Source organism: Luteibacter sp. 621 (assembly GCF_050435445.1).
In the GTDB taxonomy this organism is placed as follows: Bacteria; Pseudomonadota; Gammaproteobacteria; order Xanthomonadales; family Rhodanobacteraceae; genus Luteibacter.
Genome location: NZ_JBNDKI010000010.1, coordinates 56,835 through 81,161 on the forward strand (window position 1 = coordinate 56,835; position 24,327 = coordinate 81,161).

At 65.2% G+C, this 24,327-nt stretch carries 22 protein-coding genes and 5 tRNA genes; 5 read left to right on the forward strand and 22 right to left on the reverse strand.

All coding sequences use genetic code 11. From position 1 onward, the window contains the following. Positions 1 to 84: 84 nt before the first annotated feature. From rplL to ABIE56_RS12510, 12 genes are all read right to left on the reverse strand, one after another. Positions 85 to 456, reverse strand: a complete 372-nt coding sequence (gene rplL / locus ABIE56_RS12455; RefSeq protein WP_429244113.1) for a 50S ribosomal protein L7/L12 — start codon at positions 454 to 456, stop codon at positions 85 to 87. 47 nt (positions 457 to 503) lie between these two features. After that, entirely contained in the window at positions 504 to 1,028 is a 525-nt protein-coding gene (rplJ, locus tag ABIE56_RS12460; RefSeq protein WP_429244114.1) for a 50S ribosomal protein L10, read from the reverse strand. 338 nt (positions 1,029 to 1,366) lie between these two features. Beyond that, entirely contained in the window at positions 1,367 to 2,074 is a 708-nt protein-coding gene (rplA, locus tag ABIE56_RS12465) for a 50S ribosomal protein L1 (protein ID WP_429244115.1), read from the reverse strand. Between the two features lie 3 nt (positions 2,075 to 2,077). Further along, positions 2,078 to 2,506, reverse strand: a complete 429-nt coding sequence (gene rplK, locus ABIE56_RS12470; protein WP_045829444.1) for a 50S ribosomal protein L11 — start codon at positions 2,504 to 2,506, stop codon at positions 2,078 to 2,080. A gap of 192 nt (positions 2,507 to 2,698) precedes the next feature. Further along, positions 2,699 to 3,259, reverse strand: coding sequence for a transcription termination/antitermination protein NusG (nusG, locus tag ABIE56_RS12475; RefSeq protein ID WP_429244116.1), 561 nt, complete (start codon positions 3,257 to 3,259; stop codon positions 2,699 to 2,701). A gap of 8 nt (positions 3,260 to 3,267) precedes the next feature. Next, the gene (gene secE / locus ABIE56_RS12480) at positions 3,268 to 3,663 is read right to left on the reverse strand and encodes a preprotein translocase subunit SecE (RefSeq protein WP_247433802.1); all 396 of its coding nucleotides are present in this window, start codon (positions 3,661 to 3,663) and stop codon (positions 3,268 to 3,270) included. Between the two features lie 13 nt (positions 3,664 to 3,676). Then, a tRNA-Trp gene (locus ABIE56_RS12485) sits at positions 3,677 to 3,752 on the reverse strand. A gap of 93 nt (positions 3,753 to 3,845) precedes the next feature. Further along, positions 3,846 to 5,036, reverse strand: a complete 1,191-nt coding sequence (gene tuf, locus ABIE56_RS12490; protein ID WP_429244117.1) for an elongation factor Tu — start codon at positions 5,034 to 5,036, stop codon at positions 3,846 to 3,848. A gap of 63 nt (positions 5,037 to 5,099) precedes the next feature. Next, positions 5,100 to 5,175, reverse strand: a tRNA-Thr gene (locus ABIE56_RS12495). 26 nt (positions 5,176 to 5,201) lie between these two features. After that, positions 5,202 to 5,275, reverse strand: a tRNA-Gly gene (locus tag ABIE56_RS12500). 17 nt (positions 5,276 to 5,292) lie between these two features. Continuing rightward, positions 5,293 to 5,378, reverse strand: a tRNA-Tyr gene (locus tag ABIE56_RS12505). Between the two features lie 191 nt (positions 5,379 to 5,569). Then, positions 5,570 to 6,055, reverse strand: a complete 486-nt coding sequence (locus ABIE56_RS12510; protein WP_247433796.1) for an acyl-CoA thioesterase — start codon at positions 6,053 to 6,055, stop codon at positions 5,570 to 5,572. 104 nt (positions 6,056 to 6,159) lie between these two features. Here ABIE56_RS12510 and ABIE56_RS12515 point away from each other — a divergent pair, with 104 nt between their 5' ends. From ABIE56_RS12515 to ABIE56_RS12525, 3 genes are read left to right on the forward strand one after another with little or no spacing between them, the layout of a single operon-like run. Further along, positions 6,160 to 8,073, forward strand: a complete 1,914-nt coding sequence (locus tag ABIE56_RS12515) for a SpoIIE family protein phosphatase (protein WP_429244118.1) — start codon at positions 6,160 to 6,162, stop codon at positions 8,071 to 8,073. Further along, on the forward strand, positions 8,054 to 8,479 hold the full coding sequence (locus ABIE56_RS12520) for an ATP-binding protein (RefSeq protein WP_429244119.1): 426 nt from the start codon (positions 8,054 to 8,056) through the stop codon (positions 8,477 to 8,479). The genes ABIE56_RS12515 and ABIE56_RS12520 overlap by 20 nt, the downstream gene beginning before the upstream one ends. After that, positions 8,476 to 8,856 carry an STAS domain-containing protein gene (locus ABIE56_RS12525; RefSeq protein WP_429244120.1) on the forward strand — a complete coding sequence of 127 codons (381 nt, stop codon included), beginning with the start codon at positions 8,476 to 8,478 and terminating at the stop codon, positions 8,854 to 8,856. The genes ABIE56_RS12520 and ABIE56_RS12525 overlap by 4 nt, the downstream gene beginning before the upstream one ends. A 34-nt stretch (positions 8,857 to 8,890) precedes the next feature. Here ABIE56_RS12525 and ABIE56_RS12530 read toward each other — a convergent pair whose 3' ends face one another. The 10 genes from ABIE56_RS12530 to ABIE56_RS12575 form a co-directional block, all read right to left on the reverse strand. Then, positions 8,891 to 9,358: a MarR family winged helix-turn-helix transcriptional regulator gene (locus tag ABIE56_RS12530; RefSeq protein WP_429244121.1), complete on the reverse strand. Its 468-nt coding sequence runs from the start codon at positions 9,356 to 9,358 to the stop codon at positions 8,891 to 8,893. 96 nt (positions 9,359 to 9,454) lie between these two features. Further along, complete coding sequence (locus ABIE56_RS12535) at positions 9,455 to 13,135, reverse strand: autotransporter domain-containing protein (protein ID WP_429244122.1); 3,681 nt, start codon at positions 13,133 to 13,135, stop codon at positions 9,455 to 9,457. A 961-nt stretch (positions 13,136 to 14,096) separates the two neighbouring features. Then, entirely contained in the window at positions 14,097 to 15,188 is a 1,092-nt protein-coding gene (ychF, locus tag ABIE56_RS12540) for a redox-regulated ATPase YchF (RefSeq protein WP_429244123.1), read from the reverse strand. A gap of 34 nt (positions 15,189 to 15,222) precedes the next feature. Continuing rightward, positions 15,223 to 15,801 carry an aminoacyl-tRNA hydrolase gene (gene pth / locus ABIE56_RS12545; RefSeq protein ID WP_429244124.1) on the reverse strand — a complete coding sequence of 193 codons (579 nt, stop codon included), beginning with the start codon at positions 15,799 to 15,801 and terminating at the stop codon, positions 15,223 to 15,225. A gap of 51 nt (positions 15,802 to 15,852) precedes the next feature. Further along, positions 15,853 to 16,494 carry a 50S ribosomal protein L25/general stress protein Ctc gene (locus tag ABIE56_RS12550; protein WP_429244125.1) on the reverse strand — a complete coding sequence of 214 codons (642 nt, stop codon included), beginning with the start codon at positions 16,492 to 16,494 and terminating at the stop codon, positions 15,853 to 15,855. Between the two features lie 80 nt (positions 16,495 to 16,574). Next, the gene (locus tag ABIE56_RS12555; protein WP_429244202.1) at positions 16,575 to 17,513 is read right to left on the reverse strand and encodes a ribose-phosphate diphosphokinase; all 939 of its coding nucleotides are present in this window, start codon (positions 17,511 to 17,513) and stop codon (positions 16,575 to 16,577) included. Positions 17,514 to 17,586: 73 nt separating this feature from the next. Beyond that, positions 17,587 to 17,663 (reverse strand) — tRNA-Gln (locus ABIE56_RS12560). A 43-nt stretch (positions 17,664 to 17,706) separates the two neighbouring features. Continuing rightward, positions 17,707 to 19,092, reverse strand: coding sequence for a 4-(cytidine 5'-diphospho)-2-C-methyl-D-erythritol kinase (gene ispE / locus ABIE56_RS12565; protein ID WP_429244126.1), 1,386 nt, complete (start codon positions 19,090 to 19,092; stop codon positions 17,707 to 17,709). A 129-nt stretch (positions 19,093 to 19,221) separates the two neighbouring features. Next, positions 19,222 to 19,836: a lipoprotein insertase outer membrane protein LolB gene (gene lolB, locus ABIE56_RS12570; RefSeq protein WP_429244127.1), complete on the reverse strand. Its 615-nt coding sequence runs from the start codon at positions 19,834 to 19,836 to the stop codon at positions 19,222 to 19,224. Positions 19,837 to 20,005: 169 nt separating this feature from the next. After that, positions 20,006 to 21,754 carry a tetratricopeptide repeat protein gene (locus tag ABIE56_RS12575; RefSeq protein ID WP_429244128.1) on the reverse strand — a complete coding sequence of 583 codons (1,749 nt, stop codon included), beginning with the start codon at positions 21,752 to 21,754 and terminating at the stop codon, positions 20,006 to 20,008. 117 nt (positions 21,755 to 21,871) lie between these two features. Here ABIE56_RS12575 and hemA point away from each other — a divergent pair, with 117 nt between their 5' ends. After that, complete coding sequence (gene hemA / locus ABIE56_RS12580; protein WP_429244129.1) at positions 21,872 to 23,143, forward strand: glutamyl-tRNA reductase; 1,272 nt, start codon at positions 21,872 to 21,874, stop codon at positions 23,141 to 23,143. A 32-nt stretch (positions 23,144 to 23,175) separates the two neighbouring features. After that, positions 23,176 to 24,258: a peptide chain release factor 1 gene (gene prfA, locus ABIE56_RS12585; protein WP_429244130.1), complete on the forward strand. Its 1,083-nt coding sequence runs from the start codon at positions 23,176 to 23,178 to the stop codon at positions 24,256 to 24,258. The last annotated feature ends 69 nt before the right edge of the window (positions 24,259 to 24,327 follow it).

Below are 24,327 nucleotides of genomic sequence, written 5' to 3' on the forward strand. Positions count from 1 at the left end.
GCTCTGGAACGGCCAAAGCCCGGGGGCTTACGCCCCCAGGCCTGGCTTGACGCTAGATCAAACTCGGTGCGCGCAAGGCGCCAATTACTTGAGTTCGACCGTGGCGCCGGCAGCTTCGAGGTCCTTCTTGAACTTCGCAGCGTCTTCCTTCGAAGCAGCTTCCTTCACGACGCCACCGGCTTCGGTGAGGTCCTTGGCTTCCTTCAGGCCCAGGCCGGTGATGGCGCGGACGGCCTTGATCACGTCGACCTTCTTGTCGCCGGCGGACTTCAGGATCACGTCGAACTCGGTCTGCTCTTCGACAGCAGCGGCCGGGCCGGCAGCAGCAGCGGCAGCCACCGGGGCAGCAGCGGACACGCCGAAGGTCTCTTCGATGGCGCGGACGAGTTCCATGATTTCCGTCAGGGACTTGGCCTTGATGGATTCAATGATCTGATCAGTGGTCAGGGTGGACATTGTTTCTTACCTTCTGAAATGGGTTTCGATGAAAAGAGTCAGCGAGATCAGGCTTCAGCCGGGGCTTCGGCGGCAACTTCGCCACCACCCTGCTTGTCCGCCACGGCCTTGATGGCGCGCGCGAACATCGTGACCGGCTCGGAAAGCACGCGGGCCAGCATGGCCAGGGCTTCTTCGCGGGTCGGCAGCGAGGCCAGCACGTCTACGTGCTTGGCATCGAACAGCTTGCCTTCGATGGAAACGACCTTCGGCTTGAGCTTGTCGTTGGTCTTCGCGAATTCCTTGATCAGGCGGCCAGCGGCGCCCGGTTCCTCGGTCGAGAACGCGTACAGCAGCGGACCGGTCAGGGCGTCAGCGACGACCTCGAACTCGGTACCGGCCACGGCGCGTGCGGCCAGGGTGTTCTTGACAACTTTCAAGAACACGCCCGACTCGCGAGCCTTCTTACGCATCGCGGTCATCTGCGAGACCGTGGTGCCTGCGTATTCGGCAGCGACCAAGGAGTGTGCCTTCGCGGCAACCTCAGCGAGCTCTGCGACTACTTCTTGCTTCTGAGAAAGATTGAGAGCCATTGCACTCCTCCAATTTAATTCCGCTTACGACTCCTGCCGCTTGCGGTCCTGGGCGACATCATCCTGACGTCGGGGACGGGATACGTCCCGGGGGTGGTGGCCATTCCAGGTTCGAAACGAATCCAGAAGGGGCTGCACCATCTACGCCGGCTGGGCCTAGGGACCCGATTAAGCGAACCCGCTAGCGATGACGGCGGTTCCTTGCCAACACGAGCTCCCTGCTCGTCGCCATCGCGCGCTGATCGCGCCTGCGGTCTTTGACGGCTGCCCGGTGTTGCAACCGGGCTGCCCTCAAAAACGTGCCCCCACCGGCAAGCCGGCGGGGGTCGTAACACTGATTACTTGGCCGAGGTGTTCACGGTCGAGGTATCGACCGGCACGCCCACGCCCATGGTGCTCGACAGCGAGACCTTCTGGATGTACTGACCCTTCGCTGCCGCCGGCTTGGCCTTGAGCAGGTCGCCGATCAGCGCGTTCAGGTTGTCCGCCAGCTGGGCAGCGTCGAAGCTGGCCTTGCCGATGGTGGCGTGGATGATGCCACCCTTGTCGTTACGGAACTTCACCTGGCCGGCCTTGGCGTTCTTGACGGCCGTGGCGACGTCGGCGGTGACCGAGCCATCCTTCGGGTTCGGCATCAGGCCACGGGGACCGAGCACCTGACCGAGCTTACCGACGACGCGCATGGCGTCCGGCGTAGCAATGACGCGACCGTAGTTCAGGTCGCCAGCGGCCATCTTCTCGGCCAGGTCGTCCATACCGACGGCATCGGCGCCCGCGGCGAGGGCGGCATCAGCCTTCTCACCGGCCGGCACGAACACGGCGACGCGAACGGTCTTGCCGGTGCCGTGCGGCAGCAGCGAGGAACCGCGAACGCCCTGGTCGGACTTCTTGGCGTCGATGCCGAGGCGGACGGAGACGTCCACGGACTCGGCGAACTTGGCCTTGGCGTTGTCCTTGACGATCTTGAGAGCTTCGTCGAGGCCGTAGGTCTTGCCCGGCTGGACGGCGGCCGATGCGGCCTTCATACGCTTGGTGATCTTTGCCATGTCTTAACCCTCTACCACCAGACCCATGGAACGCGCGCTGCCTGCGATCGTACGCACGGCGGCATCGAGATCAGCAGCCGTGAGATCCGGCTCCTTCTGCTTCGCGATTTCCTCGAGCTGGGCGCGGGTGACCTTGCCCACCTTGTCGGTGTTCGGCTTCTGCGAGCCCTTGGCCACGCCCGTGATCTTCTTGAGGAGGATCGAGGCCGGCGGGGTCTTCGTGATGAAGGTGAAGGTACGGTCCGAGTAGGCCGTGATCACGACCGGGATCGGGAGACCCGGCTCGAGCTTCTGCGTGGCAGCGTTGAACGCCTTGCAGAACTCCATGATGTTCAGGCCGCGCTGACCGAGGGCGGGACCCACCGGCGGCGACGGGTTGGCCTGACCGGCCTTCACCTGCAACTTGATGTAACCAATGACTTTCTTTGCCATTTCTTATTTCCTCGCGAGTACTGGCGCCTTGCGGCTCCTCGCTGTAGGCCATCCCTGGGGGTGATGGGGGTCGCACCTGCGAACCCCTTAAACACGGGCACGCCGGAGCACAAGGCTCCAGCGTGAACCGGGCATTATAGGCACTTCACATGGCTTATGCAAACGCCATGCCGGAAGGCTGGAGGACGGGCCTCAGGCCTTCTCGACCTGGCCGAACTCGAGCTCGACCGGGGTGGAACGACCGAAAATGAGCACCGCGACGCGCAGGCGGCTCTTTTCGTAGTTAACTTCTTCGACCACGCCGTTAAAGTCGTTGAACGGGCCGTCAGTGACGCGGACCATTTCACCCGGCTCGAAGAGAACCTTCGGACGGGGCTTCTCAACGCCCTCACGGACACGGCTCAGAATGGCGTCAGCCTCGGAATCGCGGATCGGGTGCGGGCGATCGGCGGTGCCGCCAATGAAGCCCATGACCTTCGGCGTTTCCTTGACCAGGTGCCAGCACTCGTCGTCGATACGCGGCGTCTTGCCGTTGGTATCGGTTTCGATCTGGACCAGAACATAACCCGGGAAGAACTTGCGCTCGCTGCGACGCTTCTGGCCGCCGCGCATTTCGATGACTTCCTCGGTCGGAACCAGGATTTCACCGAACTTCTCTTCCATACCCTCGCGCACAACGCGCTCAGTCAGGGCCTTGCGAACCTGCTGTTCGAACCCCGAATAGGCGTGAACCACGTACCAGCGTTTGCTCATGCCTTACCTCAATGTCCGAGCTTGAGCAGCCAATCGAGCACCACCGACTTCAACAGCCAGTCGATAAGCCCCATTAGCAGCGAAAGAATGATGACGACCACGATGATGATACCGGTGGTCTTCAGCGTTTCGTCGCGCGACGGCCAGACGACCTTGCGCAACTCGAACTGCGATTCCGAAAGGAACCCACGCAGCTTACGGCCCGGAGCCGTAAAAGCGCCGATCGCCAGTGCGGCGGCGACGGCAACGATAACGCCGACGCCACGGGCCAGGCCCGGCACATTCGGGTTATCGGAGAAATAGTAAAAGCCGGTGATACCGGCAGCGAGCACGATGAAGGCAAGCAGCAGCTTACCGATGTCGGCCGGGCTAGTGCCCTTTGCTTCTTGTGCCTTCGTGTTCATGCGCGCTCGGAAGTGGCACGCCAGGAGGGACTCGAACCCCCAACCTGCGGTTTTGGAGACCGCTGCTCTGCCAATTGAGCTACTGGCGTACAGGTAAAACGGTTAAACCGCGAGGGCGGACGATCTACAGACCGACCGCCCCGCGACAGGGTGCCGCCCCGCGAGGGGCGGCATCACTTATCTTACTTGAAGATCTTCGACACCACGCCGGCGCCGACGGTGCGGCCACCTTCGCGGATGGCGAAACGCAGACCTTCGTCCATGGCGATCGGGAAGCCCAGCTCAACCGTGATCTTCACGTTGTCGCCCGGCATCACCATCTCGGTGCCTTCCGGCAGCTTGATGGAGCCCGTCACGTCCGTGGTACGGAAGTAGAACTGCGGACGGTAGTTGCTGAAGAACGGGGTGTGGCGGCCGCCCTCGTCCTTCGAAAGCACGTAGATCTCGCCTTCGAAGTGGGTGTGCGGGGTCACGGAACCCGGCTTGGCCAGCACCTGGCCACGCTCGACGTCTTCACGCTTCAGACCGCGGACCAGCACGCCGACGTTGTCGCCAGCCTGACCCTGATCCAGCAGCTTGCGGAACATTTCGACACCGGTGACGGTGGTGTTCTGCGTAGCCTTCAGACCAACGACTTCAGCTGCGTCGCCAACCTTGACGATGCCGCGCTCGACACGACCGGTCAGCACGGTACCGCGACCCGAGATCGAGAACACGTCTTCGACCGGCAGCAGGAACGGCTTGTCGATTTCGCGCTGCGGCTCCGGGATCCAGGTATCAAGCGCGTCAACGAGCTTGATGATGGCCGGCACGCCGATGTCGGACTGGTCGCCGTCGAGGGCCAGACGAGCCGAACCCGCGATGATCGGGGTGTCGTCGCCCGGGAACTCGTACTTCGACAGCAGTTCGCGAACTTCCATCTCGACGAGCTCAAGGAGCTCGGCGTCGTCGACCATGTCGGCCTTGTTCAGGAAGACCACGATGTACGGCACGCCGACCTGACGCGAGAGCAGGATGTGCTCGCGGGTCTGCGGCATCGGGCCGTCAGCGGCCGAGCACACGAGGATCGCGCCGTCCATCTGGGCGGCACCGGTGATCATGTTCTTGACGTAGTCAGCATGGCCCGGGCAATCGACGTGACCGTAGTGACGGTTCGGCGATTCGTATTCCACGTGGGCGGTCGAGATCGTGATGCCGCGTGCCTTCTCTTCCGGCGCTGCGTCGATCGAACCGTAGTCCTTGAACTCACCACCGAAACGCTCTGCACCGACCTTCGTCAGCGCGGCGGTCAGCGTGGTCTTGCCGTGGTCGACGTGACCGATGGTGCCGACGTTGACGTGCGGCTTGGTGCGCTCGAACTTACCCTTTGCCATGAGACCTAAACTCCCGTTGGAGTCAAATTGAAGAAAGAAAGGAACCGTCGCGAACGACGAGAATGGTGCTCATGACTGGAATCGAACCAGCGACCTCTTCCTTACCAAGGAAGTGCTCTACCGACTGAGCTACATGAGCACGTGACGCAGCGCGCGGAGGATCAATGGAGCGGGAGACGGGAATCGAACCCGCACAATCAGCTTGGAAGGCTGAAGTTCTACCATTGAACTACTCCCGCACTGCGCGGAACTCGTATGGTGGAGGAAGGTGGATTCGAACCACCGAAGGCGTAAGCCAGCAGATTTACAGTCTGCCCCCGTTGGCCGCTTGGGTATTCCTCCAACAAAGAACGCCTATTGTCGCGAGCACCCCCGAAACTGTCAACAACTTCCGCACGCTACAAACACATGCGATGACCGCTTCGAAGTGCCCGGACACACCGCCAGTACGGGTGGCTGGCAGGTGGGCCGCGAACTATACCGTGGTGTCAGTGGGTTGTGAAGCCATCGCGCGAAGCTGCGACCGCTCCCGATCAGATCTCCCGGGTTTTCTGGACCAGGGGCTCCATGGCGCGGGACATTTCCATGAGCTTCAGGGCGTACTCCTGCAGGCGCAGATCCCGCTCTTCCACGGGGACCCAGGCGGGTACCGGGGTCGGCTTGCCGCCATCGGGCTTATCCATGGCCACGAACACCATGACGCAGCTGGTCGCCAGCCGGGGCTCACCGCTGCGCAGATCCTTCGCCAGCACATCCACGGCCAGGTGCATGCTGGAGGTACCGGTGTGGATCAGCCGGGCCCGCACAGTGACCAGATCGCCGATGAGAATGGGGGCCAGGAACTGGATGCCACTCACCGATACCGTGACGCAATACGCCCCGCTCCAGCCCACGGCGCAGGCGTAACCCGCCTGGTCGATCCACTTCATCACCATGCCGCCGTGGACCTTGCCACCGAAATTCACATCGGTGGGCTGGGCCAGGAAACGGAATTCAACATCACGCTGGGAGCCGGGCATGCCCTTACCTTGCTGGGGAACAACGCACATTATGGCGCCCGGGCCGCTTGTCGCCACGCCCGTCCCGGCATAGATTCGGCCTAACCCTCCCCCGGAGCCTTCCCATGGTCCTTCGCAGCATCGCCTCGCGACTGGCCCTGGGCGTCCTGGTGGGCTCCGCCGTGGTGCTGATCGTGACCGGTGGCCTGCTCCTGAGCCATACGCGCGGGCAGATGCTCCGGCAGGCCCAGAGCGAGGCGGCGGCCGTTTCCGATGCCGCCGCGACGCGCATCCAGGGCCGGATCGATTCGGTGGCCAAGGTCGCCCAGGTGGTGGCCGGCGTCCTCAGCAGCCGGCGTGACCAGGCGCCTGCCGTGATCCGCGACATCCTCGCCGTTAACCCGGAGCTGGTGGATATCAGCGCCGCGTTTGTTCCCCGTGATGTGAACCACCTGCGGCCGGAAGACGCGCCGGTGGCCCGTCGCGATGCCGAGGGGCATGTATCGGCGAGCGACCGGCTAGCCGACCCCGAGCCTTACTGGAGCTCGCCGTGGTTTGTTCGCGGCCTGAATTGCGACCGGGGCTGCTGGCAACCCCCGTTCCGATCCGCCGCCCGCAACGAGACCCTCATCGGCTACTCCGTGGCCATCCCGGGCAAGGATGTGCCCGTCATTGGCGTGGCCGATGCCACCATCAGCCTGGGCTGGCTGCAGCAGCTGCTGGGCGAGCTGGCCAAACCGGAACATGCGTCGGCGTTCGTCGCGGACGCCAACGGCGATTTCCTTGCCCACGACTGGCGCTCCTACATTGGCACCCGCGGCAGCAAGCCCCTGCTGGAAGCGATCGCACGCGGGCAGAACCCCGTACGGATCACCCCGGAGGACGGCGGCCGGGTCAGTGAGCCAGTCTGGGTGTATTTCGTACCCATTCGCGGCACACGCTGGACATTCGGCCTCTCGATGCCGGAGCGCCAGGTGCTCGCTGACCTGCGGCACACCTATTTCATCGACGTGCTTCTCGGCGTGCTCGCACTAATGGGCGTCTCGCTTATCACCCTGGTGATCACGCGCCGCCTGATGGCCCCGCTGACGGTGCTGGCCGATCGCGCCGATAACGTGTCACGCGGCGACCTGGACTTCGCCCTGCCCGAGGTGCGCCGCAATGACGATGTGGGCCGGCTCACCCGCGCGTTCGACCAGATGCGCCACCAGCTCGCCGGCCACATCGATACCGCGCAACGGATCGCCCGCGACCAGGCCCGCATGACCAGCGAGCTGGAAATTGCCGGGCAGATCCAGCTCGCCCTTATCCCGGATCCGCACTGGATCGCGGACGATGGCAGCCTCGAAGTGCATGCGGCCCTGCGCCCCGCCAGCGCCGTGGGCGGCGATCTGTACATCTATTTCGCCCTGGGCGCGAAACACGTCTGCGTGATGGTGGGCGATGTTTCCGACAAGGGCATCCCTGCCGCCCTCTTCATGGCACGCACTATCACCCTGGCCCGCACCATCGCCACGCACGCGCGCTCACCCAGCGACATCCTCGGCACCCTCAATCGCGAGCTGTGCAAGGGCAACGACACCTGCATGTTCGTCACGCTTCTTTGCGGAGTGATCGAGACCGAAAGCGGCCTGCTGTCGCTCGCCAGCGCCGGGCATGAGCAACCGGTGCTGCACGCCGGCGGTAGCGCCATCCTCGTGGATGTGGAAACCGGCCCCGCACTCGGCCTTGACCGTGAAGCGGAGTACCCTGTGCGCGTACTTTCGTTGCTGGGGGGCGATACGTTGCTCATGTACACCGACGGCGTCAGCGAAGCCCACGCGGGCAACCAGCGCTTGTATGGCACGCACGCGTTGCTCGATAGCGTGGGGCGGATCGATGAGGGCGCCAGCCCGGAAACCTACGTAGAACGCGTACTGGAAGACGTCGACGCCTACACGGCCGGCGCGCCAGCCTATGACGATATCGCCCTGCTTGCGTTGACCTGGCACGACACAGGGGCCGAGGGAGCCCGGATTCATGCGGCTGTGCATTCCTAACCGCCTGGAGGATGTGTTCCAGGCACTGGAACACGCCGACACCGTCCTCGATCACGCCGACGTCCACGACGCCTGCCGCGCCGATGTGCGCCTGGTGCTCGAGGAACTGCTGGTGAACACGGTGCGCCACGGCTACCCCGATGGGCGGCACGGCACGATCGAGATCAAGCTCGAGGCCTGCATCAGCGCCGTGCGGCTGGAGCTGCGCGATGATGGAAAACCATTCAATCCGCTGAAGCACGACCCGCCGGACTTGCCCGGCGACCTTGCCGATCGCGAGATCGGCGGCCTGGGCCTGCACCTGGCGCGGAGCATCGCCACCGAATTTGAGTATGCACGCGACGCACACGGCAATCGTGTCGTTATTCGTTTCGACCCCACCCTGTCCGACGAGTCTTCCCCATGACCCTGATCGTCCGCAGCGAAAGCCCCACGCCCGAGCGCAGCACCGTCTGGCTCGAGGGGCGACTCGATGCCAATACGTTTACCGATCTAGACGACGCGCTGCGCGATATCACGCCGATGGTCGATAACAACGGCACCCTCGTGCTCGACCTTTCCCAGCTCGAGTACATCAGCAGCGCCGGACTGCGCAGCCTGGCCCAGCTACGCAAGCAAATGCACGACCGCGGCGGCCGCACGCTGCTGCTCAACCCGCAGCCGCAGGTGAAGAAGGTGTTCGATATCGTGAAAGCCGTGCCGGTGAAAGAGGTGTTTGCCAGCATCGCGGAGCTGGACAATTACCTGGACCATATCCAGCGCACGGTGTCGGGACAGAACTGAGGTACATCGATCGCGCGCAAGCGCGCTCCTACAGTCAGGCGCCGGTCGAATCGGCCAGGTTCCCGCGCAACATTTCGAGCTGACGTTTCAGGCTGACCAGCGTCTCCACATCGCATCCGCTCGCGCAGAACACCCCGGTGGGCACATCGCCCGCCTTCGCCTGCAACGCCCTGCCCTCGTCGGTCAGTGTCACGATGACCTGCCGCTCATCCACGGTGCTGCGGTTGCGGGCCACCAGGCCAGCCGACTGAAGGCGCTTCAGCAGAGGCGTCAGCGTCGCCGAATCCAGGAACAGCCGCTCACCCAGTTCCGACACGGTGATGCCATCACGCTCCCACAGCACCAGCATCACCAGGTACTGCGGGTAGGTGAGATCCAGCTTCGCCAGCAGCTGGCGATACACCTTGCCCATGGCCAGGTTGGCCGAATACAGGGCGAAGCACAGCTGCCCGTCCAGGGTGCGCGGGGGCTGTGGGCCAACGGTGGCGGGATCGTCGCTCATGCCCCGAATGTAGGGTCGGGGATATTGGATTGCAAGCGATTGAATTGCGTATTGCGTGAAGGTGCCCGGCATGCCCGGGCACCCTCCTCCAGCCCCTTACGGCCCGAACTTCTTCTCGATCCCCAGCAGGATCGACTGGTTGTCCCGGCTCGTGTTGTCCAGCTGAAGCTGGTACTCCGCGCGCAACATCCAGCCACTGTTCGTCTGCAGCGCCACGCCGGCACCCAACTGGGTGTGGTTGCGCGACTGCTGGAACAAGGTGGCCCGGTATAGCGGCCCATCCAGCGAATCGGCGTAGCGGATCGATGCCTGTCCGGCGCCCTGCATGTCGTGGCCGAACTCCGCCCGGAGCTGCGGGGCCCACACGCCGTAATCGCGCTTGGCTGACCACTGCGCCAGCACGCCCAGCGTTGCCGTAGTCGTCTTCACCGACTGGCTGCGGTAGTTCAGCGCGTACAGGTCATCGCCGTGCTCGGTGAACGCATCCAGCCGGGCCTTGGCGATATCCAGGCGGCCATACGGGGTGAGCTGCATGTTATCGCCCACGTGGTTGTAGCCCGTGGAAAGCGACGCGAACCACTGCTTGCCGTCGCGGCTGCCACTCACCCGGTTGCCATCGCCGGTGACGAAGCGGCGCGAATCGAACGAGAGCCACTGATAGCCGATGAGCGCATCGGTGTAGAACGATTCGGCCGGGTGGTAGCTGGCGTACAACGCCACGTTGTAGCTATCGACCGAACTGCGGCTGCCGTTATCGCCCACATCGGTGTTGTCGTGGCCGTAGCCCACGCCGACGCCCGCCGCCAGCTTGTCGCCAAACTGCTTGTCCACGCCCATGCTCACGCCGGAGGTGGTGAAGTCCGTACCGTTATCGCTGGTGCCGACCTGGGTGCGGCCAAAATTAATGGCACCGCCGGTCCACACAGACACATCGCCGGGCAAGCTGCCGTGCTGCGACGTGGCGCTCGCGGTGCCATCGGCGCTGTCCGGGTTGGGCTGCACCAGATAGCGGCGGCTCGCTTCGTCCTGCGCGTTGCGCAGCGAGGCGTACGCATCCTTGCCGCGGTTTGCGCTGGCCGATGCCACGCTGAGACCGTTGGTGAAGCCGCTGGTGCCACCACTGTGCAGCATCTCCAGACGGCGCTGGAAATTGCTGATCTGCCCCGTGGCCATGCGCCGCGCGGAGTCCGCCTGCGCGGAGAGCACGCCGACCACTTCAGGATCCTTTGACGGATCCGGGCGCGCCGTCACCATCACCGTGACGATGGCCGGTGCCGACGTCGCGTAGGCGTTGCTCAGGGTGTACGACACCTGCGCCGCACCACTGAAGGCTGGTGCGGCGGTGAACACCAGCACGTACCCGTTACCTGAGCCCTGCACCACCGCGGCACCCGCGTTCGCTGGCGATACCGACACCACGTTAGCCGCGGTGAACGGGCCACCATGGGCGCCACTGGTGATATCCACCTGCACCGCCTGGCCGGATACGCCCGATGCGGAGAGCGCCTGCGCGATCGGCACGGGATTGACCGTGACCGTGACCTGCGCGGGCTGCGACGTGCCGAACGCGTTGCTCAGCGTGTAACTGAAGCTGACGTCGCCTGACGCGTCGAGCGCCGGCGTGTACACCAGATCCGTGCCCTGCACGCTGACACTGCCGCTGGCTGGCTGGGACACCACGGCGGCCGCGGTAAACGGACCGTTCGCGGCACCTTCCGCCACGTGGATCGTCACCGGCTTACCCGCCACCACCGTCGCCTTGTGGGCGATGACCGTGGGCACCGGGCCGGCCGCGATGGTCAGCGTGAGCGTCGCCGGGTTCGATGAACCGCCCGGACCGGTCGCGGTGTACCTCAGCGTATCGGTGCCAAAGAAATTCGCCGCCGGCGTGTAGACCACGTTCAACCCGCTGACCGTGGCCGTGCCATGCGCAGGTGCCTGACTGATCGCGATGCTGGTGATCGGACCACCTGCCGTGTCGTTCGTGGTCACCGGCACCGTAACGGGCTGGTTGGCCGCGCCGGTGGCGCTATCGTCCACGGCTACCGGGTTGGCGTCGTTCACCAGGAGCGTATAGGCCTGGGCGCCGGTCAAACCGTACGCGTCCGTCGCCGTGATCGTGACAGGGAACGCGCCCGAACCCTGGGGTGTACCCGCAAGCACACCGGCTTGCGAAAGCGTCAGCCCGGTGGGCAGCGTCCCGGTGGTGACTGTGTACTGGTAGGGCCCGATGCCACCGCTCGCCGCCAACGTCGTGCTCGCGTAGGCGGTGCCCACCTTGCCGGCCGGGAAGCTACCCGGCGTCATCGTGATGGCCGGTACGATCACGGTGGAGGTATACCGCTGGGTCGCCTGCTGACCGGCCGCGTCGGTCACCGTCACGTCGATCGAGAAGCTCCCCGTCGAAACCGGCGTGCCTATGATCTGACCACTGGGTGTGAGGGTGAGGCCGGTCGGCAGCAGGCCGACGGCGAGGAACGAATAGGGTTGCGCGCCGCCATTCACCACAAGGTTCTGCAGGTAAGCGACACCACGGGTCGGCGCCGTTATCGACGTTGTCTGGAACGTGGGGGCACCACCCGGCACAACGACATTGAAGGTTCGGCTGACGTTCTGCGTCGCGGCGTAATACGCCACGTTGCCCGGCTGAGAAGCGACGACCGTGCAAGCCCCGGGCGCCTTGGCGACGAGCTGGTTGCCCGAGGTGATGTCGCAGACGTTCACCGTCTGGCTGGCGAACGCCACCGCGAGGCCGGACGTCGAGGTGGCAACCAGGGTGGTGGTGGTACCGAAATCCTTGTTGCCGGGCGGATCAAACGTGATGTTCTGCGCGCCGCGCGGCGTGAGTTGCGGGCTCTCCGCGGAAGCGGGGCCCGCGCCTGCCGCATTTGATGCTGTCACCGTGAACCGGTAAGCAGTACCCAGGGTAAGTCCGGTCACATCAATCGCTGTTCCGGACCCTGTCGCCGTGGGACCACCACCTACTGCTGCCACCGTGTAGGTGAGCGCGCCACCACCGTCGCTGGCGGGCGGACTGAAGGAAACGGTGATCTCGCCCGTCGTCGCCCCTGGGGCGGCGGCAGGCGATGTCACGCTGTCGACCGTGGGCGCGCCGGGGCGGAGCGGCTGCACAATGACGTTACGCGTGCCCACGCCCGGTGAATAGGCGCCGTTACCCTGCGAGGTAGCGCTTACGGTGCAGGTGCCGGCCCTTACCGGGGTGAGGGCTCCCCCCGCAGTGACCGTGCAAACCTGGGGCGTGCTGGAAGCGAATGTGATCTGCGTACCGGAGGTGGAGGTCGCGGTAAGGGTGGATGATGTGCCCCAGGTCAGCGTGCCCGGATCCTGGATACTGACCGTATCGTAGGAACGCGGCGTGATCGTGGACGACACCTGCGACGGCGTTGAGAACCCAGCCTGGTTGGTCACCGTGACGACAAAGCCGTAAGCGGTGCCGCGAACGAGGCCACCTATCGTGATGGGGCTCCCGGTGCCCACGGTGGGCGCGCCGTTGTCCGGCACCGAGGTGACGGTATACGCGATGATCGGCGAGCCGCCGTCGTTCGTGGGCGGGTTGAATCCCACCGTGACGCTCGCAGGCGTTCCCTGTGCGCCATCGGCGGTCGATAGCGAGGTAATGACGGGCTCACTGGGTGCGCTCTGCGCCATGGCACTTTGCGCCACACCCAACCAGCCCATGATCAACACGGCCAGCGCCCACCCCGTACCCACGCGAGACGCGCGCGCGCCCGTTGCGCCCGACTGTACTTGCGACATCGTATTTCCCCTGTAGACCCAAGCGCAGCACCGCGCGCGCCAGATGGCGCGCGGATATCGCAAGAATCATTTCCCCTGTGGAATCTTCGTCTTAGATCAATTCGGCCCACCCGGCACTTTTTGGGTAGTCATTTCCGGCCAGGAAGCTCGCCAAATCAGGCGCCTGCATCGGGCACGCCCACGCTATCCCATCTTCCGCTACGCGCCACCCCTGATTTCAGGGGGTGGGCAACGTTGAGACATGCGCAACGGTTGAACGGGTCCGATCACGCCTGCACGGCGAATCCGGTTCATTCGCCGTGCGAATGCGTGTCTCTAGCGGCTTACGCCGCCTCCGGCTTGTTGGGTTGAGGAAGCCACGGATGGGCACGCAGCCTAACGCCGAACTGTGCGTTACTCCCTGTAGGAGCGCGCTTGCGCGCGAAAAGCCAACGAAGCGGGGACGCCACGCCCAGCCATCATTCGGCAGACCGAATCACAGTACGTCGGTCGCTGCGGTGGGTGGCGATGACGGTGTCCGTGCGACTACCGCTCGGAACTAGCAAGCCCTCGGGCTGGGATACCCATTAGCTGCGAGCGGCACGGCATCACCGCCTTGTCGGTTGATCGCGCGCAAGCGCGCTCCTACAGGGCGCGGGCTACCGTGTGCTGGCTTGTGCAGCACGAAACGCGCCGTGTGGACTCGGGGGTGGGCAGGCCCTTGGGGCCGACATGAGCGGAGGGCTGCCGGGCGATGCGCGTTTCGCGATACGGATGCCTACGGCCCGGTCCGAAGGTCCGCGACTGGCGGCACCAAGGGCCTGCCCACCCCCGACTCCCGCACGGCCCAAGCCTAAGGCGGCGGAAGCCGCATGAAACATGCATTCGCGTCAGCGAATGAACCGATAACGATGCCCGACACAGCAGGCGCCGCGGACATGCGCGACTCAAAAAAAACCCCGCCTAGGCGGGGTTTCTTCATTCAGACGTTAAAGCGGAAGTGCAACACATCGCCTTCCTTCACAATGTATTCCTTGCCTTCCAGGCGCAGCCTGCCGGCTTCCTTCGCGCCCTGCTCGCCCTTGTACTTGATGAAATCATCGTAGGCGACGGTTTCTGCGCGGATGAAGCCGCGCTCGAAATCGGTATGGATGACGCCAGCGGCCTGCGGCGCCGTCGAACCGGCACGCACCTGCCACGCACGCACTTCCTTTTCACCAGCGGTGAAGTAGGTCTGCAAGCCCAGCAGCTTGTAGCCCGCGCGGATCACGCGGTTCAGGCCCGGCTCGTCGAAGCCCATGCTTTCCAGGAACTCGATGCGATCGGCATCGTCCATCTGCGAAAGCTCTTCCTCGATCGCGGCGCACACCGGCACCACCTCGGCACCCTCTTCCACCGCGCGAGCGCGCACGGCATCGAGGTGCGGGTTATTTTCGAAGCCATCTTCCGCCACGTTGGCGATATACATCAGCGGCTTCATGGTGATGAGGAACATGTCGCGCACCAGCGCCTTTTCCTCGGCATCGAGGCCAGCAGCGCGCGCGCTCTTGCCCTGGTCCAGCGCCTTGGCCAGCTTCTCGAGCACCGGCTTGCGGGCGAGTGCGTCCTTGTCGTTGGCCTTGGCCGAGCGCGTGGCGCGGTCGAGCGCCTTCAGCACGGATTCCAGGTCGGCCAGCGCCAGCTCGGTATCGATCGTTTCGATGTCCGCGATCGGATCAACCTTGTTGGCGACGTGGATGATGTTGCCATCCTCGAAGCAACGCACGACGTGCGCGATCGCATCGGTCTCGCGGATGTGCGCGAGGAACTTGTTGCCCAGGCCTTCACCCTTCGAGGCGCCAGCCACCAGGCCGGCGATATCCACGAATTCCATGGTGGTCGGGATGATCTTCTGCGGCTTCACGATATCCGACAGCGCCTGCAGGCGCGGATCGGGCACCGGCACGATGCCCGTGTTCGGCTCAATCGTGCAGAACGGGAAGTTGGCCGACGCGATACCCGCCTTGGTCAGCGCATTGAACAGGGTGGACTTGCCGACGTTAGGCAGGCCGACGATGCCGCATTTGATACCCATGGCGAAATCTGTGTCCGGTAAGTGTTTGAGAGGGTCAGGCGACCGTGTGCAGGCGTTTCATCGCCTCTTCGAACTTGCCTTCCTGCGCCAGCGGCAGCACGTCGAACGCGCGCCCGATGCCGTGCATGATGGCGTCTTCGTCAGCCGCATTAGGGCGGCCGAGCACCCACGGGGTGACCTTGTCCTTGTGCCCCGGATGGCCGATGCCGATCCGCAGGCGGTGGAACTTGCCGTGCCCCAGATGGGCCACGATATCGCGCAAGCCGTTCTGGCCGCCGTGGCCGCCATCAAACTTCATGCGGACGGTGCCGGGCGAAAGATCGAGCTCGTCGTGAGCGACGAGGCATTCTTCCGGCGCAATCTTGTAGTAGCGCAGCGCCGAGGCCACCGCGATGCCACTCTTGTTCATGAACGTGGCGGGCTTGAGCAGCCAGACCGCCTCGCCGCCGATGCGCACCTTGCAGGTTTCCCCGTGCAACTTGCCATCGAACGACCAGCGTTCCCCCTGGTCCATGGCCAGGGCATCCACACACCAAAACCCGGCATTGTGCCGGGTCCTGACGTATTCGGCCCCGGGGTTACCGAGGCCGACGATAAGACGGATCGAAGCCATCTGCTGTAACGGTACGTTCCGCGGCGCAAGGCGCCGCGGAACGTGGGCCGATTACTTCTTATCTTCGCCCGAAGCGTCGCCAGCGGCGCCTTCGGCCGTCGGGTCGACTTCTTCCTGGATCGAGGCAACGGTGACGACGGCAACGTCGTGCTCCTTGCCCAGGCCCAGTTCCGGCACTTCCACGCCCTTCGGCAGCTTCAGGTCCGAAAGGTGGACGATGTCGCCGGCCTTCAGGTTGGCGAGGTCGAGTTCGATGAACTCCGGCAGGTCCTTCGGCAGGCACGACACGGTCACTTCCGTGAGGTTGTGCGAGATGACCAGGCCGGCGGTCTTGCCAGCGGGGCTCTTTTCCTGGTTCAGGAAGTGAACCGGCACGGCAACGCGAACGGCTTCGTTCTCGTTAACGCGCTGGAAGTCCATGTGCAGCATGAGCTGCTTGAACGGGTGCTTCTGCCAGTCCTTGATCAGGACCTTCTGCAGCTTGCCGTCGACGGTCAGGTCGATCACCGACGAGTAGAACGACTCAAAACGCGAGCCGAGCAGGATGTCGTTGTGAAGGATCTGGATCGCCTGCGGTTCGGCGCCTGCGCCGTACACGATAGCCGGCACGTAGCCCGCGGTACGAAGGCGGCGGCTCGCACCCTTCCCTTCGATCTTGCGGCTCGTGGCGGTGAGCTTGTGGTTGGTAGCCATGGTGTTGCCTCAAGTAATACCGCCTCGCGGCGGTAGGTAAAGGACTCCCCCGCGACCAGGGGAGCCCGAAAAACGGTGGATCAGTCGATGTAGAGCGAGCTCACCGATTCGCCATAAGCAATGCGGCGGATCGTCTCCGCGAGCAGTTCCGCAACCGACAACTGGCGGATTTTCGCACAGTTACGGGCGTTATCGCGCAGCGGCAACGTATTGGTCACCACCAGCTGATCCAGCTGGGAGCCCTCGATGTTGTCGATCGCGGCGCCCGAAAGCACCGGGTGCACGCAGTACGCGACGACCTTGCGGGCGCCCTTTTCCTTCAACGCCGCCGCGGCGGCGCAGAGCGTACCGGCGGTGTCGACAATGTCGTCCACCAGCACGCAGGTCTTGCCTTCCACGTCGCCGATGATGTTCATGACCGTGGCCACGTTCGCCTTCGGGCGGCGCTTGTCGATGATGGCCAGGTCGGCGTCGTCCAGGCGTTTGGCGAGCGCACGCGCACGCACCACGCCGCCAACGTCCGGGCTGACCACGATCAGGTCATCCATGCTGTGGTGACGCCAGATGTCGGCCAGCAGCACCGGCGAGGCGTACACGTTATCGACCGGGATATCGAAGAAACCCTGGATCTGGTCCGCGTGCAGGTCGATCGTGAGCACGCGATCCGCCCCCGCGGTCGCAATCATCTTGGCCGCCAGCTTCGCCGTGATCGGCACGCGCGCGGAGCGCGGGCGGCGATCCTGGCGGGCATAGCCGAAATACGGCATCACTGCGGTGACGCTGCCGGCCGAGGCGCGCTTGAGCGCATCCACCAGCACCAGCAGGTCGAACAGGTTTTCCGCGCTGGGAGCGCCCGTCGGCTGGATGACGAACACTTCCTGCTTACGTACGTTTTCCTCGATCTCGATCTGGGCCTCGCCGTCGCTGAACCGGCCTATGAGGGCCTTGCCCAGCGGAATACCAAGGCGTGCGGCGACATCATCGGCAAGCGCACGGTGCGCGTTGCCGGAGAAAAGCATCGGGGTGGACGTGTCCACGGAGACTCCTGATGAGAACAGTTAGGTTGAATCAGCGCAGTGCCACCCGTGAGGGTGGCTGGGGCGGCAGGATTCGAACCTGCGCATGCGGGAATCAAAATCCCGTGCCTTAACCAGCTTGGCGACGCCCCAACAATTCGTGTGCTTTTGCCGCAGCCCGCGGCCCTTTCCGTCCTTAAGCGAAGCCCCTTGCCCCGATCCGCGCGCGCGCCAACAGCAGCGGCGATGGATCAGTACCCGCCGCCACGTGGGCGGTGAAAGCCCCGGGGCAGCGCGAGGCGACCGCGAGGGCCGCTTCGAAGGTTCTCGTTTCCAGGAAAACGCAGCCACCGCTACCGGAAAGCCGGGCGTGGCCGAAGCCGCCAAGCCAATCCAGCGCCGCGGCCACCCGGGGGTGGCGCGCGCGGACTACCGGTTCGAAGGCGTTCTCCGCCGAAGTCCCGGAAACAAAGGACGAAATTGTCGCCCGAGGGGCATTTCGAGTCAATTCGGGGGCGGCGAACAAGGCGGGGGTGGGCACGTGCTCGGCGGGGTCCACCACCACGTACCAGCGGCGCGGCAGCTTGATCGGCTCGATTCGCTCGCCCACGCCCTCGGCCCAGGCCGAGCGACCACGGACGAAGACCGGCACATCGGCGCCCAGCTTCAGGCCAAGCGCGGCCAGCGCATCCTCATCCAGCCCGGCATCCCACAGGGCGTTGAGACCCACCAGCACGGCGGCGGCGTCGGAACTACCGCCGCCCAGGCCGCCGCCCATGGGGATGCGCTTGGTGACCTCGATCTCCGCGCCGAGCCGGGTACCGGTTGCCTCGGCCAGCAAACGGGCCGCGCGGACGGTAAGGTCGGTGGCCTCCGGCACGCCGGGGATGGCTTTCGGCCGGGTGATCACGCCATCGTCGCGCAACCGCAGGCGGACCTCATCACCCCAATCGAGCAGGCGGAATACGGTCTGCAGCTCGTGGTAGCCATCCGGGCGGCGGCCCACGATGCGCAGGAACAGGTTGAGCTTGGCGGGCGCCGGCCACACGGTCCAGTCGCCATGGCTGAGGGGTGCAAGGGTGCGGCTCATGAACACCCGCAGGTGGTCCGGGAAGCCGTTATCCCGATCCCGGGCCAGGGCCTCGGCGAACTCGGGGGCGCGTTTATCGACCACGGTAAAACCGTGCTTCCCATAGAACGGGGCGTTCCAGCGCACATCGGCCAGCGTGCCCAGGTCGACCCGGGCATAGCCCGCCGCGCGGGCCCAGGCGCAGGCGTGTTCGAGCAGGGCGGCACCGATGCCACGGCCGCCGAAGGCCGGCAGCACATCGATCTCGGCGATACCGATAGCGCCCGGGTTGCCATCGGTATCGAGACAGACAAAGCCGACGACCTCGCCTTCGACCACGGCGACCCAGCACAGCCCACGCGTGATCAGCTGGCGGACGACATCAGGCGGCAGCGCCATGCCCGAATACGATGGCCACGCCTCGTGCCCACGAAACAACTCCACCGCCGCGCGCTCAATGGCGCACAGCCGCTCGGCGTCGTCAGGATGGGCGCGGGTGATGGTGAAATGCATCGCGGAGGCCGGTATCAGCGCGAAAGGCGCGGATTATCGGTGATGTGGGCTGCGGCGTCACCGCTTCGTTGGCTTTTCGCGCGCGAGCGCGCTCCTACCAGAGCGTGCCCGTATTGCGCAGCGCTTCGATCATTTGCCCCATTGCCAGGATTCGATCGCCAGGCGCACCTTGAACGGCGGCTTCTCCGCGAACACCTTGCTCGGCATCGCCGGCGTATGCGTCGCATCCCACGCCTTGTAATCCACCGTCCAGCCATCCTGCACCAGCTGCGACGGCAACTGGTCATCGCCGAAGTGGATGTCGGCAGGGCCCGTATCCGCGCGCAGGCCGAGCACCCAGCGCTTCAGCTCTGCCATGGGGATCTGCCAGCCCACCGCGTCGGCCATCAGGGTCTCTGCATCTGGACCGCGGCGCGTACCCCCATCAAGCCCTTCGAGCTGGGCACCGTCGGGGCCACCGGTCAGCCGGAAGCTGCGACCGGTGATCGGCCCACGGATGGTGAAGTCGTAGCGATCGCCGTCCTGCTTCCACGTAAGCGTGCCGGAGCCGGAATCCTTGTCGCTGGCCACGGAAAGCTTGCCCTGAATCGTCCAGTGCGCAGTATCGGCCAGGGCGCGCTCGCGCTGCTCCTGCTGGCCCAGCGTGACGATCGTGCCTTCGTGATGCGCGGTCGGGCGCGTGGGGGCGCAGGCGGCGAGCAGCACGAGCGACGCGAGGGAAAGGAACCGAAAAAAACGAACCATGAAAAAGCCCATGTAGGAGCGTGCTTGCACGCGAAAAGCCTATAAAGCCATGTAGGAGCGTGCTTGCACGCGAAAAGCGTATGAAACGGAGTAGCGAGCCCCCCCCCTACGCAAGCACCCATTACGCGAGCACCCATCGCGCGCAAGCGCGCTCCTACAGGGGGCGTGCTTAGGGCTTCAGCTTTTGCTCGGTTTTTTGCAGCGCGGCGTTCTTCGGATCGATACGGCGCACTTCATTGAGCACCTTGCGCGCTTCGTCACGTTCGCCGCGCTGCCACAGCACCTCGGCCAGGTGCACACCGATATCGCCGTCCTTCTGCTTGGCCCATGCGCCACGCAGTGTGGTTTCGGCCTGGTCCAGCTGGCCCTGGCGGAATTTCAGCCAGCCCCAGGAATCGGCCACGGACGGATCGTCCGGCCGGGCGGAGCGTGCTGCCTGCAGCAGCGACTGCGCCTCGGCGAGATCGCGGTCGTTATCGGCCAAGGTGTACCCCAGAGCGTTACTGGCCTCTATATCGCCGGGCTTAATCTCGAGCACCTTGCGGAAATCGGCCACGGCCTGGTCGATCCGACCGGCCTCGGCATTGGCCAGGCCGCGGGCGTAGAGCATATCGGTGTCGTCCGGCTTCACCCGTAGCGCCTTGTCGTACGAGGCAGCGGCGGCATCGAACTGCCGCGCATCCATGTACAGCTCGGCATCGACGGCGAATGCCTTCACCAGCGCATCGGGGCGATCCGCATACGACGTCTGCAGGTCGGCGACGATCTGGTGGGCATCGTCATCCTTGCCTTGCAGGTGCAGGATCACGGCGCTGCGCACCGAGGCATCGAAAATCCGCGGATCGTCATCGCCCACGGCGGCATACCAGTCGAGCGCGTCTTCCTTCTTGTCCAGCAGTTCGGCGATCTGGCCCAGCGTGAACGCGTTATCGTTCTGCACATCATCCGGCCGGTGGCGGATTTCATCGTAGAGCCGGCGCAGCGCCGGCTTGTCGGCCGAACGGGCCGCCAGGGTCATGCGCATGCTGTAGGTATCGGCATCCTGGGGCCCAGCGGCCAGCACGGTGGCCGCGCCCTTCTCGTCACCGCCCTGGGCCAGCAGGCTGGCATAGGCCAGGCGCAGGCGCGGGTTCTTCGGATCCTTGGCGACGGCCTTGGCGAACAGCTGTTTCGCCCCCGCCTTGTCACCCGCACGGAATTTCTGCTGGGCCGCCCACGCGTAGGTGGCGCCATCATGGAAGCGCTTCTGCGCCTCGTCGCCGGTGCGCTGGGCGTAATCGTGGCGGCCCAGGTTCTCGCCCAGCTCGGCCATGGCCAGCCAGGCCGTGGCATCGTTGGGCAGGCGCTGCGGGGTAGCGATGCGCTCCAGCAGGATCCCGGCCTGGGCGGCATCACGGGCCTGGACTAGGGTGCGGCCAAAAGCGCGCCAGGCATCGGGGCCACCGGTGCTCACCAGGAGTTCGAGCTGACGCTGGGCCTCGACGGTGTCGCCGCGATCGAGAGCCATACGCGCCCGGCCCTCGGCCAGGTCCGCCGGCTTGGCGCCGAGGGCCGCCCAGCGCTCCAGCGCCTTGCTGGCCGCATCCTGGTCGTGGATAGCCAAGGCCAGCTCGGCGGCGCGGCTTGCCACGGTCGGGTCATTGCCTAGCCACGCGGCACGGCCGTAGGCGTCCGAGGCTTTCTTGAGATCGTTGGCGGCGATAGCGAAATCGCCTGCCATGATCTGGGCCTCGAGGTCGCGCTCGGGCGGCACGATCGCCACGTGTAAGCGGTCCAGCGGCTGGACGCCCGTACGGACCTGCTTGGGTTGTTGCCCGGCGGGCGGGGTGGTGGTGGCGCAACCCGCGATGGCCGCGGCGGCACCCATGACGACCACATATTGCCGCACTTGCTTGAACTTGGACCAACCGGTCAGCACACTACTCTCCGTTGTTTTTCCGCTACGGACAGGCCCATGCAAGCGCCCGGGGCCTTGTCAGCGCACAATGCGCCCTTAGCTTAGCCGACGCCACCCCTGCCGAGCGCAGCCGCCGACATGCCACTCATCGCCCTCGGGCTCAACCACCTCACCGCGCCGGTCAGCCTGCGCGAGCAGGTTGCGTTCGACGCCACGGTGGCTCCGGAGGCGCTGGGGGACCTTACCCGGCAGCCCGGTGTCGAGGAGGCGATGATCCTCTCCACCTGCAACCGCACCGAGCTGTACGTGAGCGTGGCCGAGGGTTTCGAGGCCGTGCCGGGCCAATGGCTCTCCCGGCAACACCGGTTGACCCCGCAAAGGCTGGACGAGTTCCTTTACAGCCATGCGGAACAGGAAGCCGTGCGGCACATGTTCCGCGTGGCCACCGGCCTGGATTCCATGGTGCTGGGCGAACCCCAGATCCTGGGCCAGGTGAAGGAGGCCTACCAGCAGGCGCGCGGCGCAAATGCGCTGAAGGCGCCCATGGAGCGCCTGCTCCAGCACACCTTTGCCGTCGCCAAGCGCGTCCGCACCGATACCCGTATCGGCGCCCACACGGTTTCGGTGGCCTACACCGCCGTGCGGCTGGCCGAACAGGTGTTCACCGACCTTCGCCAGGCCTGCGTACTGCTGATCGGCGCCGGGGAAACCATCGAACTGGCCGCCCGGCATCTCGCCGACAAGCAGGTGCGCCGGCTGATCGTGGCCAACCGCACCCTCGAGAACGCCCAGGAACTGGCCGGCCGCTACAGCGGTTACGCCATCGCCCTGGCCGACCTGCCCCGCCACCTGGCCGAGGCGGACATCGTCATCAGCTCCACCGCATCGCGCCAGCCCGTGGTCACGAAGGCCATGGTCTGCGATGCGATCGCCCAGCGCCGGCGCCGGCCCATGTTCATGGTGGATATCGCCGTACCGCGCGATATCGAAGCTGGGGTGGCCCAGCTGGATGATGTGTACCTCTATGGCATCGATGACCTGAAGCAGGTGATCGACGAGAACCGCCGCTCCCGCGAGCTGGCGGCCCGCGAGGCCGATGCCATCATCGACCTGCAGGTGGAACGCTACATGTCGTGGCGCCGCGCCCTGAACCTGCGCAACCCCGCCGTGGATATCCGCGTGGCGGCCGAAGCCCAGCGCGATGAGGTGCTGGCCAAGGCCCAGGCCATGCTGGCCAAGGGTCGCAGTGCCGAGGAGGCCCTGGCCTTCCTGGCCAACACGCTCACCAACAAACTGCTGCACGCGCCGAGCTCACGCCTGCGCGATGCCGCCCTTTCCGGGGACCTGGACCTGCTCCACGCGGCCGGCCGCCTCTACGGACTGGACCCGGACGACGACGTTTCCGCATGATGTACGGCTTGAGCCGTCCTTCGTGCCCCTAAATGACCCCGTCGATCCGCCGCAAACTTGAAGCCCTCGCCGAACGCCATGAAGAGGTGGGCCTGCTGCTGGCCCAGCCCGAGGTGCTGGCCGATGGCAACCGCTTCCGCGACCTCTCGCGCGAATACGCGCAGCTGGAGCCGGTAGCCGCATCGCTGAAGGAGCACGACGACGCCGAGCGCGAGCTGGCCGAGACCCGGGCCATGCTCGATGACCCGGACATGCGCGAGATGGCTGCCGACGACATCGAGCGGATTGAGCATCGCCTTACCGAGCTGGATGGCGAGCTGCAGATCCTGTTGCTGCCAAAAGACCCCCGTGACGAAGGCAACCTGTTCCTCGAAGTACGCGCAGGCACGGGCGGCGACGAGGCAGCGATCTTCGCCGGTGATCTGTTCCGCATGTACGCACGCTATGCCGAACGGCAGCGCTGGCACGTGGAGATCCTCAACGCCAGTGAAGGTGAGCACGGGGGCTATAAGGAAGTCGTGGCGCGCATCGAAGGCCGCGGTGCGTACTCACGGCTGAAGTTTGAATCGGGCACGCACCGTGTGCAGCGCGTACCCGATACGGAGTCGCAGGGCCGCATCCATACCTCGGCCGCTACCGTCGCGATCCTGCCCGAGCAGGATGAGGTGGGCGAGATCGAGATCCGCGATGGCGACCTGAAAGTGGACACGTTCCGTGCCTCGGGCGCGGGCGGCCAGCACGTGAACAAAACCGACTCGGCGATCCGCATCACCCACCTGCCCACCGGCACCGTGGTGGAGTGCCAGGATGAGCGCAGCCAGCACAAGAACCGTGCGCGCGCCATGAGCCTGTTGAAGGCCCGCCTGCTCGATGCCGAGCGCAGCAAGCAGAACGCCGCCGTGGCCGAGGCCCGCCGGCTGCAGGTGGGCTCCGGCGATCGTAGCCAGCGCATCCGCACCTACAACTTCCCGCAGGGCCGCATCACCGATCACCGCATTAACCTCACCCTGTACCGCCTGACCGAGGTGATGCAGGGCGACCTGGATGAGCTGGTCGATACGCTCACCCGCGAGAACCAGGCGGATGAGCTGCAGAGCCTTACGGCGAATAGCTAACGTTTGAGGACCTTGCCGCCTGCCGGCGGATCGCGCGCGAGTGCGCTCCTACAGAGGCGCGAGGGGATT

Coding starts and splice junctions, on each gene's coding strand:
- rplL (WP_429244113.1), bottom strand. CDS start 456: ATGTCCACCCTGACCACTGATCAGATCATTGAATCCATCAAGGCCAAG.
- rplJ (WP_429244114.1), bottom strand. CDS start 1,028: ATGGCTCTCAATCTTTCTCAGAAGCAAGAAGTAGTCGCAGAGCTCGCT.
- rplA (WP_429244115.1), bottom strand. CDS start 2,074: ATGGCAAAGATCACCAAGCGTATGAAGGCCGCATCGGCCGCCGTCCAG.
- rplK (WP_045829444.1), bottom strand. CDS start 2,506: ATGGCAAAGAAAGTCATTGGTTACATCAAGTTGCAGGTGAAGGCCGGT.
- nusG (WP_429244116.1), bottom strand. CDS start 3,259: ATGAGCAAACGCTGGTACGTGGTTCACGCCTATTCGGGGTTCGAACAG.
- secE (WP_247433802.1), bottom strand. CDS start 3,663: ATGAACACGAAGGCACAAGAAGCAAAGGGCACTAGCCCGGCCGACATC.
- tuf (WP_429244117.1), bottom strand. CDS start 5,036: ATGGCAAAGGGTAAGTTCGAGCGCACCAAGCCGCACGTCAACGTCGGC.
- ABIE56_RS12510 (WP_247433796.1), bottom strand. CDS start 6,055: ATGCCCGGCTCCCAGCGTGATGTTGAATTCCGTTTCCTGGCCCAGCCC.
- ABIE56_RS12515 (WP_429244118.1), top strand. CDS start 6,160: ATGGTCCTTCGCAGCATCGCCTCGCGACTGGCCCTGGGCGTCCTGGTG.
- ABIE56_RS12520 (WP_429244119.1), top strand. CDS start 8,054: ATGCGGCTGTGCATTCCTAACCGCCTGGAGGATGTGTTCCAGGCACTG.
- ABIE56_RS12525 (WP_429244120.1), top strand. CDS start 8,476: ATGACCCTGATCGTCCGCAGCGAAAGCCCCACGCCCGAGCGCAGCACC.
- ABIE56_RS12530 (WP_429244121.1), bottom strand. CDS start 9,358: ATGAGCGACGATCCCGCCACCGTTGGCCCACAGCCCCCGCGCACCCTG.
- ABIE56_RS12535 (WP_429244122.1), bottom strand. CDS start 13,135: ATGTCGCAAGTACAGTCGGGCGCAACGGGCGCGCGCGCGTCTCGCGTG.
- ychF (WP_429244123.1), bottom strand. CDS start 15,188: ATGGGTATCAAATGCGGCATCGTCGGCCTGCCTAACGTCGGCAAGTCC.
- pth (WP_429244124.1), bottom strand. CDS start 15,801: ATGGCTTCGATCCGTCTTATCGTCGGCCTCGGTAACCCCGGGGCCGAA.
- ABIE56_RS12550 (WP_429244125.1), bottom strand. CDS start 16,494: ATGGCTACCAACCACAAGCTCACCGCCACGAGCCGCAAGATCGAAGGG.
- ABIE56_RS12555 (WP_429244202.1), bottom strand. CDS start 17,513: ATGCTTTTCTCCGGCAACGCGCACCGTGCGCTTGCCGATGATGTCGCC.
- ispE (WP_429244126.1), bottom strand. CDS start 19,092: ATGCATTTCACCATCACCCGCGCCCATCCTGACGACGCCGAGCGGCTG.
- lolB (WP_429244127.1), bottom strand. CDS start 19,836: ATGGTTCGTTTTTTTCGGTTCCTTTCCCTCGCGTCGCTCGTGCTGCTC.
- hemA (WP_429244129.1), top strand. CDS start 21,872: ATGCCACTCATCGCCCTCGGGCTCAACCACCTCACCGCGCCGGTCAGC.
- prfA (WP_429244130.1), top strand. CDS start 23,176: ATGACCCCGTCGATCCGCCGCAAACTTGAAGCCCTCGCCGAACGCCAT.